Below are 13,414 nucleotides of genomic sequence, written 5' to 3' on the forward strand. Positions count from 1 at the left end.
AGATCGGTCCTTGACCCGGGGAATGCCTGGCTCTCTGACAGCAATATTGGTGGCTGCAGGGGAGTATCGGATACATCAGACGGGTAGGCTTTCCGAGATAGGCTCATAACCCATCATTTGAGCCTCCCAGCCGGCAAGGCCATAACAGCCTCTCGCTTGCTGCCTGTCACGGCAGAGCGCGACGCGAAACAAAAAACGACGATCTGCGCTGCGACGAGCGGGCTTATTCTCAGCCGAGCGGCCATGCATCGGAAAGAGCAACGTGCTGGGCCGCTCTGCGGATCGAAGGATCGAGCAACCATTTACGTTTCGCCCTATTGCCGTTCTTCCTCGCCAGTGGTTTCTCACAGCCGCCGACGATCCAAAGAATGCCTCGCTGGTCTGTATCATCTACCCTAAGGGTGTACCCGCATGACGCCGACTACGTTGCAGTTGGAGCCGAAGCTCCTCCTGAAGAGCCTTCGTGCCTTTCGGAAGGGTGACTTCTCGACTCGGCTGCCGCTGGATCTGACGGGCATTGAGGGGGAGATCGCGCAAGCGTTCAACGACATCGTCGAGCTCAACCAAGGGCTCGCCCGTGAACTCGACAGGGTCGCCCGCGCGGTCGGCAAGGACGGGCGCATCGGCGAGCGCGGAAAGCTTCCGGCCGCGACCGGCGGGTGGAACGATTGCGTCGAGTCGGTCAACACGATGATCGGCGACCTTGTTCAGCCCACCACCGAGGTGGCGCGCGTCATCGGGGCCGTCGCCAAGGGGGACCTCGGCCAGACCATGCAGATCGAGATCGAGGGCCGGCCCCTGCGCGGCGAGTTCCTTCGGATCGGCAAGGTCGTCAACACGATGGTGGATCAGCTGAACTCCTTCGCCTCCGAGGTGACCCGCGTCGCCCGTGAGGTCGGCTCGGAGGGCAAGCTCGGAGGGCAGGCGCAGGTCAAGGGCGTCGGCGGGACCTGGAAGGACCTGACCGACAACGTGAACCTGATGGCGGCCAACCTGACGGGCCAAGTGCGCAACATCGCCGAAGTCACCACCGCGGTGGCCAACGGCGACTTGTCCAAGAAGATCACCGTCGACGTGAAGGGCGAGATCCTCGACCTGAAATCGACCATCAACACGATGGTGGACCAGCTCAATTCCTTCGCCTCGGAAGTGACCCGTGTCGCCAAGGAGGTGGGGTCGGAGGGCAAGCTCGGCGGACAGGCGCAGGTCAAGGGTGTCGGCGGCGTCTGGAAGGACCTGACCGACAACGTCAACATGATGGCGGAAAACCTGACGGGCCAAGTGCGCAACATCGCCGAGGTCACGACCGCGGTCGCGCGGGGCGACCTGTCCAAGAAGATTACCGTCGATGTGAAGGGCGAGATTCTCGCCTTGAAGCTGACCATCAACACGATGGTGGACCAGCTGAACTCCTTCGCTTCGGAGGTGACCCGCGTCGCCCGCGAGGTCGGCACGGAGGGCAAGCTCGGCGGACAGGCCCAGGTCGAGGGTGTGGGCGGGACCTGGAAGGACCTGACCGACAACGTCAACATGATGGCGGCCAACCTGACGGGCCAGGTGCGCAACATCGCCGAAGTCACCACCGCGGTGGCCAACGGCGATCTCTCCAAGAAGATCACCGTCGACGTGCGCGGCGAGATCCTGGAACTCAAGAACACCATCAACACGATGGTGGACCAACTGAATTCCTTCGCCTCCGAGGTGACCCGCGTCGCCCGTGAGGTCGGCTCGGAAGGCAAGCTCGGCGGGCAGGCGCAGGTGCGCGGTGTCGCCGGCACCTGGGCCGACCTCACCGACAACGTGAACCTGATGGCGGCCAACCTGACGGGTCAGGTGCGCAACATCGCCGACGTGACCACTGCGGTCGCCAACGGCGATCTCTCCAAGAAGATCACCGTCGACGTGCGCGGGGAGATCCTGGAACTCAAGAACACCATCAACACGATGGTGGACCAACTGAACTCCTTCGCCTCCGAGGTGACCCGCGTCGCGAAGGAAGTGGGTTCGGAAGGCAAGCTGGGCGGTCAGGCCCGCGTCGAGGGCGTGGCCGGCACCTGGGCCGACCTCACCGACAACGTGAACCTGATGGCGGCCAACCTGACGGGCCAAGTGCGCAACATCGCCGATGTGACGACCGCGGTCGCCAATGGCGATCTGTCCAAGAAGATCACCGTCGACGTAAAGGGCGAGATCCTGGAGCTCAAGTCGACCATCAACACGATGGTGGATCAGCTGAACTCCTTCGCCTCCGAGGTGACCCGCGTCGCCCGCGAGGTCGGCACGGAGGGCAAGCTCGGCGGCCAGGCGCAGGTCAAAGGCGTCGGCGGCGTCTGGAAGGGCCTGACCGACAACGTGAACATGATGGCGGCCAACCTCACGGGGCAGGTGCGCAACATCGCCGAGGTGACGACCGCGGTCGCCAACGGCGACCTGTCCAAGAAGATCACGGTGGCCGTCGAGGGCGAGATCCTGGAGCTCAAATCGACCATCAACACGATGGTGGATCAGCTGAACTCCTTCGCCTCCGAGGTGGTCCGCGTCGCCCGCGAGGTCGGCATCGAGGGCAAGCTCGGTGGCCAGGCACAGGTGCGCGGCGTCGGCGGGACCTGGAAGGACCTGACCGATAACGTGAACATGATGGCGGCCAACCTGACGGGGCAGGTGCGCAACATCGCCGACGTGACGACGGCGGTCGCCAACGGCGATCTGTCCAAGAAGATCACCGTCGATGTGAAGGGCGAGATCCTGGAGCTCAAGTCGACCATCAACACGATGGTGGATCAGCTGAACTCCTTCGCCTCGGAGGTGACCCGCGTCGCCCGCGAGGTCGGCTCCGAGGGCAAACTCGGCGGCCAGGCACAGGTGCGCGGCGTCGGCGGGACCTGGAAGGACTTGACCGACAACGTGAACATGATGGCGGCCAACCTCACCGGTCAGGTGCGCGGCATCGCAGACGTCGTCACGGCGGTGGCGCAGGGCGACCTCAAGCGGAAACTCTCGGTCGACGCCAAGGGCGAGATCGCGGCGCTGGCCGACACCGTCAACGAGATGATCGAGACGCTCGCCACCTTTGCCGACCAGGTGACCAACGTGGCGCGCGAGGTGGGCGTCGAAGGCAAGCTGGGCGGCCAGGCGCGGGTGCCGGGCGCGGCGGGTCTCTGGCGTGATCTGACGGACAACGTGAACCAGCTCGCGGCGAACCTCACGACCCAGGTGCGCGCCATCGCCGAGGTGGCGACCGCCGTGACGAAGGGGGACCTCGCGCGCTCGATCTCGGTCGAGGCCTCCGGCGAGGTCGCCTCGCTGAAGGACAACATCAACGAAATGATCCGCAATCTGCGGGACACGACGCTCAAAAACGCCGAGCAGGATTGGCTGAAGACCAACCTCGCCAAGTTCACCCGCATGCTGCAGGGCGAGCGCGACCTCGCCACGGTCTCGAACCTGATCCTGTCCGAGATTGCATCGCTCGTGAGCGCCCAGCGCGGCGTGTTCTACATGGTGGAGGACGAGGGCGGAGAGCCGGTTCTCGATCTGATGGCGAGCTACGCCTTCACGGAGCGCAAGAACCTCTCGAACCGCTATCGCCTGCGTCAAGGCCTCGTCGGCCAATGCGCCTTCGAGAAGAAGCGTATCCTCCTCACCCACGTGCCCGGCGACTACATCACCATCGGCTCGGCTCTCGGCGAGGCGCCGCCCCTCAACATCATCGTGCTGCCCGTCCTCTTCGAGCAGGAAGTCCGAGCGGTCATCGAGTTGGCGTCGTTCAACCGCTTCAGCGAGACCCACCAGTCCTTCCTCGATCAGCTGACCGAGTCGATCGGGATCGTGCTCAACACGATCGCTGCCAACATGAGGACGGAAGGCCTCCTGAAGCAGTCGCAGCTCCTGACCGGCGAGTTGCAGAGCCGGCAGGAAGAATTGAAGAAGACGAACGATCGCCTGGAGCTGCAGGCCGCCTCGCTGCAGCAATCCGAGGACCTCCTGAAGAACCAGCGGGAGCGGCTGCAGCAGACCAACGAGGAGCTGGAGGAAAAGGCGCGCCTGCTCGAAATCCAGAAGCGTGAGGTCGAGGGCAAGAACCGCGAGGTCTCGATCGCCAAGACGGCGCTGGAGGAGAAGGCCGAGCAGCTGAGCCTGACCTCGCGCTACAAGTCGCAATTCCTCGCCAATATGAGCCACGAGCTGCGCACGCCGCTCAACAGCCTGCTGATCCTCTCGAAGCTTCTCTCCGAGAACCGCGACGGGAACCTCACCGACAAACAGCGGGAATTCGCCAAGACGATCAACGCGGCCGGGACCGACCTCCTGTCACTCATCAATGACATCCTCGATCTCTCCAAGATCGAGTCGGGCACGGTGTCGCTTGAGATCGGCGACGTCACGCTGCAGGACATCAGCGAGAACCTGAACAGGACCTTCCGGCAGCTCGCCGAGGAGCGCCACCTCGCCTTTGTGATCGAGGTCGATCCGGGCCTGCCGCGCTCCCTGCGGACGGACTCGAAGCGCCTGCAGCAGGTCCTGCGCAACCTTCTCTCCAACGCCTTCAAGTTCACCGAGAAGGGGAGCGTCTCGCTCAAGATCGGTTCCGCGGAGGGCTCGCCCCTGCGCGCCGGGACCCAGTGGATCGCCATGTCCGTCACCGATACCGGGATCGGCATCGCCGAGGACAAGCAGCGGATCATCTTCGAGGCGTTCCAGCAGGCCGACGGGACCACGAGCCGCAAGTACGGCGGCACGGGCCTCGGCCTCGCGATCAGCCGCGAGATCGCGCGCCTGCTGGGCGGCGAGATCGTGGTCGAGAGCCGCGTCGGTACGGGCAGCACCTTCACCCTGTTCTTGCCCTTCGAACCGCCCGCGCAGGCGCTCACCGGACGCGCGGTGGAGGCATCGGACGGGTACGCGCCTTCGGCGCCGATGGGCCGCCAGCCGAACACCGCGATGGCGCTCTCGTCCTCCGCGGACGACCGCCACGCAATTCACCCGAGCGACCACATCGTGCTCATCGTGGAGGACGACGCCATGTTCGCCTCGGTGCTGCTGGAGCTCGCGCGCGAGCGTGGCTTCAAGGGTTTGATCGCGCAGGACGGGGCCGGCGCGCTCAGCCTCGCGCACCGCTTCAAGCCGCACGCCATCACCCTCGACATCGGCCTGCCCGACATGGACGGCTGGGCCCTGCTCGACCTCCTGAAGAACGATCCCCGCACCCGGCACATTCCGATCCACGTGATCTCGGTCAACGACGAGAAGAAGCGCGGCCTTCGCGCGGGCGCGTTCGGGTTTCTGGAGAAGCCGGTCGAGCGCGAGGGCCTGATGCGCGCCCTGGAGCGCTCGAAGGAGTTCATCACGCGGCCGGTGCGCAACCTCCTGCTCGTCGAGGACGACGAGAACCAGCGCGCCAGCATCACAGCGCTCCTGAGCGAAGAGGACGTCAAGATCTTCGGGGTCGGCACGGCCTCCGCCGCGCTGGAAGCCCTGACAGGCGGCCGGTTCGACTGCGCGATCATCGATCTCGGCCTGCCCGATATCGGCGGTTCCGAGCTGATCGAGCAGATCCGTGCCTCCCAGGACGGGGAGGAGTTGCCGATCATCGTGTATACGGGCCGGGAGCTGACGGCCGCCGAGGAGCAGCAGCTCAGGCACACCGCCTCGACGATCATCCTCAAGGACACGCGCTCGTCCGAGCGACTTCTCGACGAGACCGCGTTGTTCCTGCATCGCGCGATCAATCGCGTTCCAGTCGAGGAGCAGATCCTCGTCGAGCGGAAGGATGCGGCGTCACTTCAGGGCTGCCGGGTCATCCTGGTCGATGACGACCTGCGCAACATCTTCTCGCTCACGAGCGCCCTCGAGCAGCACGGGCTGGAGGTCCTGTTCGCCGAGAACGGGCAGGACAGCATCGCCCTCCTCAAGTCCAACCCGAACATCGATGCGATGCTGGTCGACATCATGATGCCGGGGATGGACGGCTACGAGACGATGCGCGCGATCCGGGCGGAGGCCAGCTTCCGTAGCCTGCCGCTCATCGCGGTGACCGCGAAGGCCATGAAGGGTGACCGCGAGAAGTGCATCGAGGCGGGCGCGTCCGATTACGTCTCGAAGCCGATCGACATGGATCAGCTCCTCGCGGTGCTGCGGGTGCAGTTGGCCCGGCGTGGCGAGGTCGCACACGGCCCCGTGCCCACGCTCGGCGACCCGACGACCCTCGATCGGCAACCACAATGAAGGACGGGCTGAGTTTCCTACCGACCGGGACCGGCAGCTCCGCCGAGCCGCGGAGCGCTCGCACTGAGCCCGATCCGGTTCGGGCGAAGATCCTGATCGTCGATGACGATCAGCGCAATCTCCTCGCCGCCTCCGAGGTCCTCGCCGATCCGGCGATCGACCTCGTGCTGGCGAACTCGCCCGAGGAAGCCCTGCGGCAGGCGCTCCGGGAGGATTTCGCCCTGATCCTGCTCGACGTGCAGATGCCGCGCATGGACGGCTACGAGGTCGCCTCCCTGATCCGCAGCCGCTCGCGCACGTCCCGTGTCCCGATCCTGTTCCTCACGGCTCATAACAAGGAGGACATCCACATCTTCCGCGGATACTCCGCCGGAGCGGTGGACTACGTGTTCAAACCCATCCAGCCGCTCGTCCTCAAATCGAAGGTCGATGTCTTCGTCGATCTGTACCTGAAGACAGCGGAGATCCAGCGCAAGGCGGCGGCCGAGAAGCAGCTGCTCCTGGAAAACCTGCGCGTACGGGGCGAGAAGCTTGCCGCCGAGCAGGCTCTGCGCAGGCGTGAGGAACATCAGGCCGCTGTCCTGCGTGGCCTCCCCATTGCGCTCTACACCTCGCCCTTCAGTGGAGACGATCGACGGCTTCACTTCACGAATGACAGCATCGAGCGCATCACCGGCTTCTCGCGCGAGGCCTTTGCTGCCTCAAACCTCTGGGGAGAGCAGCTTGAGCCGGATGACAGGGACAGGATCTCTGCAGATTTGAGCACGGTCTCGGAATCCGGCGCGGTAACTCTCGAATATCGTTGGCGCAACGCAGACGGCAGGGAGCGGCACATTCTTGATCAGATCGTGATCAACGGTGATGAGAACGGTACGCCGGTCGAACTGTTTGGGATGTGGTTCGACGTGACAGAGCGCAAGGAGCTTGAACTCAGCTTGCAGCATGCCTCAAAGCTTGAAGCGGTTGGCCGTCTGACAGGCGGTATTGCGCACGACTTCAACAATATGCTGAGCATCGTGATCGGCAACCTTGATTTGGTGAAAAGCTCGTTGTCGGGCAACGAGAAAGCGCTCCGCCGCATCGAGAGCGCCATCGAGGGAGCCCATCGCTGCGCTGAACTGACCAGTCGGCTGCTGGCCTTCTCCCGGCGCTCTCCGCTCCAGCCCAGAGCGTTGGACTTCACGAGCTTCATACCTGGCCTGATAAAGCTCCTAGAACGCACTCTTGGGGAGCGGATTGCGATCTCCGCGGACCTGGAGGATGGACTGCCGGAAGTCTGCGTTGATCACGCTCAGTTCGAGGCCGCCCTCATCAACCTCGCTGTGAATGCGCGGGACGCGATGCCAGACGGGGGGACCTTGGGCATTCGCATCAAGCGTCATGAGGCCGTCGCGCAGGAGGACTCCGAGCAGGTGCACTCAGTCGAGATCGCGGTCACGGACTCGGGCACAGGGATGTCCCCAGCCATCCTCGCCCGCGTATTCGAACCCTTCTTCACGACCAAGGAGGCCGGTAAAGGCACCGGGCTCGGTCTGAGCATGGTCTACGGTTTCGTACAGCAGAGCGGCGGAACCATCGCCGTTGATAGCAATCCGGACCAAGGCACCCGGTTCGTTATTACGTTGCCCGTGCTTGCCAAGCCGGGTTTTTCGTCGGAGGAAATCGATCCAGGGAAGGCCCCCGGGCCGCAGAACGCGATGAATGGTGCAGGGAGAGCCGTGCTCGTCGTCGAGGACGACGCTGATGTTCGCTTTACAGTTGTCTCGACTTTTGAAGCGCTTGCATTCAAGGTTTTCAGTGCGCAGGACGTCGACGAGGCCCTCCGCCTCCTGCAAATAGAGTCGAACATTTCCCTTGTTTTCAGCGACGTGAACATGCCTGGCGCGATGAACGGCATCGAGCTTGGGCACATCATCCGCCAGCGATGGCCGGACATGCCAATTTTGCTGTCGTCCGGCTACCTTCAAGAAGATCAGGACACGAACGGCTTTTCGTTGCTGCAGAAACCGTATCGCGCGACTGAGTTAGTCGAAACCCTACGTGGTCTGCTCAGCAATGCGCATGGGACGATGCCAATCGAATAAGAGTTCGGAGATGCACGTCTTCCCGGTGGCGCCCGACGCGACGAGCGTCATGCCGTGACCGGCTGGCTTTGATCCGGGCTGATCGCGCGGATCAGCCAGGACTGAAGGCGCCGGACATGCGGCGAAGTCAGCAACGCGCCACCAGCGAACCTTCGGATCGAGCCGCTGGAATGGCCGCTTTGGAGCCCGACAGCTGCCGTTGAGATAGAATGATTAGTCCGACTGCCACAACGTCCTGACTTGATGGTCGCCGATGGCTCGCAGCGAGTTTTTAGGCGGTTGCTGCGGCCTGGGCGGCGAAGGCACGATAGGAGCGCAGCGGACGTCCCAACAGTGCGGTGAGGCGGTCGACATCGCCGGCGTCGGGCACCATTCCCACGCTGAGGAAGCGCTCGCACATCAGGCGCATGTCGAAGGCCATCCAGCCCGGCACGTGCTTCTGCCGAAGGTTCTGCTCGAACGCGGCGGTGTCATCGCCACCGTAGTTGATCTGGCGGCCTAGGACATCGGACCAGATGGCGGCAACGTCCGACCCCGTCAGCGTCTCGGGACCGCCGAGGTTGATCCGGTCGAAGGGAAGTGGCGTCTCGGCCTGTTCGCGGCGGATGAGTTCGAGAGCCGCGATTTCGCCGAGGTCGGCAGCGTCGATCATCGCGAGGCCTTTGGCTCCGATGGGCATAGGGTAGATGCCATAGTCACGCACCACATCTTTGACCATGAAATCGTTGTTCATGAAGTAGGCGGGACGCAGGACGGTGGCGTTGAAACCCATCGCCTCGATCATGCGCTCGACGCCGAACTTGCCCGCGAAGTGCGGCACGTTCACGTAGAGGTCGCTGTGGATCACCGACAGGTAGACGATCCGCTCAATCCCGGCCTCTCGGGCGAGATTGAGCGCGATCAGCGCCTGAGTGACCTCGTCGGGCACGACCGCGTTCAGCAGGAACAGGGTCGAGACGCCCGAAAGGACGTTCCGCATTGCGTCGACATCGAGCAGGTCTCCCTGGACCGCGGTGACGCCCGCCGGCAACTTGGCCTTCGACGGGTCACGGACCAGGGCGCGGACGTCGGCGCCGCGCTTGATGAGGTGCTCGACGACATGGCTGCCGACGGTGCCGGTCGCGCCGGTAACGAGAATGGTCATGGGGTAACTCCAGTTTTGCCGCAAACGACACCTGGAAGATGATGGACCCGCTCACGATCCAACAGGCGTCCTGATAGGACGGTCCGTCTCGCTGGTGGAACGCATGGACCTCCTCGCCCTCGCAGATTTCAACCTCGTCGCCCAACACGGCGGCTTCGGCCGGGCTGCACGCGCCGCCGGACGTCCAAAGGCGACGCTGTCCCGCCGCGTTGCGGAGCTGGAGGCCAGCCTCGCCCTGCGCCTGTTCGAACGTGGGGCGCGCATCCTGAAGCTGACGGAGGAAGGCCGGGCGCTCCACGAGCGGACGAAGGTGTTGCTCACGGAACTCAGCGAAACGGCTGCGGCCATCGCGACGGGGGGCGACAGGCCGCGGGGCCGGCTACGCATCAGCGCGCCCGTGCTTTTCTCGCAGTCCGCGATGGCAAAGCTCGCCGTCGGGTTCGCCCTCAAGCATCCAGAGGTTCGGCTCGAAGTCACCACGGAGGACCGTGCCGTCGATATGGTGGAAGAGGGCTACGACCTCGTGATCCGGGTGAATCCCGATCCGGACGAGAGCCTCGTCGGACGTATCTTCCTGCGCGACCGTCTGGTCGTCGTGGCTGCTCCGAGCATGGTCCGGCCGACGGGCGATGCGACCGCTCCCGCCGTCATACGCGGACCGATGGAGGGCTCCATGATCTGGAATATGAAGTCGCCTGCGGGCAGATCGAGTGTCACCGCCGAGCCCGTCCTGAGCCTACCGTCGCTGATGATGGTTCGCGACGCGGTCAGAGCTGGCGCCGGTGCCGGACGCCTTCCCCTCTCGCTCGTCAGTCATGATCTGGCCGCCGGCCGGCTGGTCCTCTGGGGCGACCTCGACAGACCTGAGATCGCTCTCTGGACCCTCTATCCATCGCGGCGTCTTCTGAGCGCACGGGTCTCGGCCTTCCTCGACCATCTCAAGGAGGCGTTTCCGATGGGAACCGCCGACGAACTGGCAGCTCACATCGGAGGGTGACAGGCCGCGTCAGGCTCAACGGGGGCCGTCAGACCGACTGCGCGTGCTTCTCTCAAGTTCGAGGTTTTCGTGAGGGAGCGTCTGCAACTCGACGCCTTGACGAGGTGAGGGCGACACCTCTTTTCACACCGCCCTCGCGAGTTCCGCCTTCACCCGCGGCATCACCTCAGTACCCAGAAGTGTGATCGACCGCTCCATGGCGTCCGGCTCCTGCATCGCCGAGCTCATCTGGAAGGTCAGGCGGGAGAGGCCGCCCAGCGCCGCGTTGGCGTCGAGCACCTTTGCCGCAACCGTCTCCGGCGCGCCGATGAGGTAGGCGCCGTAAGGGCCGCACATCGCCTGGAACTGCTCGCGCAGGTCGGTACTCGGCCAGCCACGCTCCGCTCCGATCTTTCCGAACATCTGCGCCCAGCCCGGATAGAACGCCTCTTGTGCGGCACGGTCCGTGTCGGCGACGAAACCGACCGCGTGCACCCCCACCTTCAACGTCTCCGGCGCATGCCCCGCCTTCCGGCCAGCTTCCCGGTAGAGCTCGACCAGGGGACGGAAGCGCTGGAAGCTGCCGCCGATGATGGCGACCATCAAGGGTAGGCCCAGGGTGCCCGCCCGGGCGAAGGACGCCGGCGTCCCGCCGACTCCGATCCAGATCGGAAGCCTGTCCTGGTGCGGGCGCGGGTAGACACCCTGGCCGCTCAGCGGCGGCCGGAACCGGCCGCGCCAGGTCACGTGGGTTTGGTCGCGCAAAGCCAGGAGCAGGTCTAACTTCTCGACGAACAGCGCGTCGTAGTCGTGGGCGGCGAAGCCGAAGAGCGGGTAGGCCTCGCCGAAGGAGCCGCGTCCGACCACGATCTCGGCCCGTCCCTTGGCGATCAGGTCGAGGGTGGCGAATTCCTGGAAGACGCGGACCGGATCGGCCGCGCTCAGCACGGTGACGGCGCTTGTCAGGCGTATGGTTCTGGTGCGCGCGGCCGCAGCCGCGAGGATGATCGCGGGCGCCGCGTCCAGAAACTCGGCGCGGTGGTGCTCGCCAATGCCGAAGACGTCGAGCCCCGCCCGGTCGGCGGCCTCGACCTCGGCGAGCAAGCGTTCCATGCGCTCGGCCGCCGGCAGGGTCCGACCCGTCTTCGGGTCGGGAAGGGTGACGGCAAAGCTGTCGATGCCGAACTCCATGACGGGCTTTCCCTGTGTCAGGCGGGGTCGATGGGGGTCATGGCCGCAGAGAGAGGCGGCCCCAGCTTACGCGCGCAGAGCCCGCAGAAAGTCTCTGCCCTCGGGCTTGAGCCAATCGGCAATGCCCGAGACGTAGCCGATCGAACCGCACGAAAGGACCCCGCCCCCAACAGACGGCTCTCTCCCGGTTCGTTCGAGGCCGCCGCCGGCAAGGCCATGCAGCGGTCGACCCATGGTCAGCGGCGACCGAGAACCGCGAGGATCTGATCGCGGCGCAGCCACACCAAGGTCGCGGTGAGGGCGAGCAGCACGACGGCCGGGGCGGCGGGCGTGGGCAGAACGGTGAGATGGGCCAGGATGGCACCCACCATGGTGCAGGCCAGCAAGAGGGCGGCGAAGGCCGCGTATCCGGGCACCAGCAGGGCGACGGCACCGGCGACTTCCACAAGACCGGTGACGATGCGGAACCACTGGCCGACGCCAATGAGGTCATAGACCTGCACCATCATCGACACGCCGGCGAGCTTGGCCCCGCCCGCGGCGAGGAACACGAGGGCGAGCAGCACCTGCAGCGACCAGGCGACGAAGGTGAGCTTGCGCGAGGAAGCCGGTGAGGCCGCGAGGGTCTGAGACATGAGGGACATCCGGTTCGAAATGGCCGACCGCGGGTGCGGCTTGGCTGTGAGCGAAAGACCTAAGCGCCTTCCGTCTCCCATCGAAGCCTCTATGTTTCGATGCGTCCCATCACCTGGACAGATGGATGCTCGATCAACTCACCCTCGATCAGTTGCGAACCTTCGTCGCCGCCGTCGACACCGGCAGCTTCTCGGCGGCCGGACGCAAGCTCGGGCGCGCTCAGTCCCTCATCAGCCAATCCCTCGCCAACCTGGAGAGCCAGTCCGGCATCAAGCTGTTCGACCGTTCCAGCCGCTATCCGATCCTGACCGAGGCCGGCAGAGTGCTGTTGGCCCATGCCCGTGCGACCGTCGCCGCCGCCGAGACCTTCAAGTCGCACGCAAAGGACCTCGCCGGCGGCCTGGAGCCAGAGGTCAGCATCGTGCTCGACGTCCTGTTTCCGATCCAGGTGCTGACAGCCGCCGTGGTCGCGTTTCAACCGGCATTCCCGAGGACCCCACTTCGGGTACAGGTCGAGACCCTCGGCGCGGTGATCGCACCGGTTCTCGACGGGCGTTGTGCATTCGCGGTCGCCGGCGCCACTCCCCTGCTACCCCCTGAACTCGCACGCGAGCCATTATGCCAGGTTGAGTTGGTGATGGTCGCCTCGCCCGCGCATCCCCTCGGCCGACGGACGGGGACGATCCCCACTGCCGACCTGGCCGAGCATGTCCAATTGGTCCTGACCGACCGGAGCGAGCTAACCAAAGGGCGCGAGTTCGGCGTATTCTCGCCGAGGACCTGGCGGCTTGCGGATCTCGGGGCGAAGCACGCATTCCTGCGCTCGGGCCTGGGCTGGGGAGGGATGCCCCTCGACGTCGTCGCGGATGACCTTGCCAGCGGTCACCTCATGAGACTGGATATCGCCGCCGTGCCGAAGGGCGGCCTGTTCCTGCCGATGTGGGCCGTCTACCCCATTGAGCGCCCGCCGGGCCCGGCCGGCCGCTGGCTGATCACACAGCTGGCCTCCCCGTGAGCGGAGGCTCATCGCCAAGGTCTGAGGATCGATCCGACCGAGGAGACGGGACGTCCCAAATCGTTGGCGGACCGAGAGGACCCGGGACAGGCACCTTCTGAAGGGAAGGAGTATTCCAGGTCTCGGTCCAACGTTGCAGGTCG

The 13,414-nt window shown here is 65.0% G+C and carries 7 protein-coding genes; 4 read left to right on the forward strand and 3 right to left on the reverse strand.

Annotation, left to right across the window (positions count from 1 at the left end):
* Positions 1 to 411 precede the first annotated feature (411 nt).
* Entirely contained in the window at positions 412 to 6,225 is a 5,814-nt protein-coding gene (locus MSPGM_RS08725; RefSeq protein ID WP_003596155.1) for a HAMP domain-containing protein, read from the forward strand.
* On the forward strand, positions 6,222 to 8,309 hold the full coding sequence (locus MSPGM_RS08730) for a response regulator (RefSeq protein WP_003596154.1): 2,088 nt from the start codon (positions 6,222 to 6,224) through the stop codon (positions 8,307 to 8,309). Before MSPGM_RS08725 ends, MSPGM_RS08730 begins: the two co-directional genes overlap by 4 nt.
* A gap of 271 nt (positions 8,310 to 8,580) precedes the next feature.
* Here the strand turns inward: MSPGM_RS08730 and MSPGM_RS08735 are convergent, their stop codons facing one another.
* The gene (locus MSPGM_RS08735; protein ID WP_261926344.1) at positions 8,581 to 9,453 is read right to left on the reverse strand and encodes an SDR family oxidoreductase; all 873 of its coding nucleotides are present in this window, start codon (positions 9,451 to 9,453) and stop codon (positions 8,581 to 8,583) included.
* A 103-nt stretch (positions 9,454 to 9,556) separates the two neighbouring features.
* Here MSPGM_RS08735 and MSPGM_RS08740 point away from each other — a divergent pair, with 103 nt between their 5' ends.
* The gene (locus MSPGM_RS08740) at positions 9,557 to 10,450 is read left to right on the forward strand and encodes a LysR family transcriptional regulator (RefSeq protein WP_003596151.1); all 894 of its coding nucleotides are present in this window, start codon (positions 9,557 to 9,559) and stop codon (positions 10,448 to 10,450) included.
* A gap of 123 nt (positions 10,451 to 10,573) precedes the next feature.
* Here MSPGM_RS08740 and MSPGM_RS08745 read toward each other — a convergent pair whose 3' ends face one another.
* Positions 10,574 to 11,620 carry an LLM class flavin-dependent oxidoreductase gene (locus MSPGM_RS08745; RefSeq protein ID WP_003596143.1) on the reverse strand — a complete coding sequence of 349 codons (1,047 nt, stop codon included), beginning with the start codon at positions 11,618 to 11,620 and terminating at the stop codon, positions 10,574 to 10,576.
* 236 nt (positions 11,621 to 11,856) lie between these two features.
* Positions 11,857 to 12,255, reverse strand: coding sequence for a DoxX family protein (locus MSPGM_RS08750; protein WP_012752581.1), 399 nt, complete (start codon positions 12,253 to 12,255; stop codon positions 11,857 to 11,859).
* A 125-nt stretch (positions 12,256 to 12,380) separates the two neighbouring features.
* Here MSPGM_RS08750 and MSPGM_RS08755 point away from each other — a divergent pair, with 125 nt between their 5' ends.
* On the forward strand, positions 12,381 to 13,271 hold the full coding sequence (locus tag MSPGM_RS08755) for a LysR family transcriptional regulator (protein WP_003596137.1): 891 nt from the start codon (positions 12,381 to 12,383) through the stop codon (positions 13,269 to 13,271).
* Positions 13,272 to 13,414 lie beyond the last annotated feature (143 nt).

The organism is Methylorubrum sp. GM97 (assembly GCF_024347855.1).
GTDB classification, from domain to species: domain Bacteria; phylum Pseudomonadota; class Alphaproteobacteria; order Rhizobiales; family Beijerinckiaceae; genus Methylobacterium; species Methylobacterium extorquens.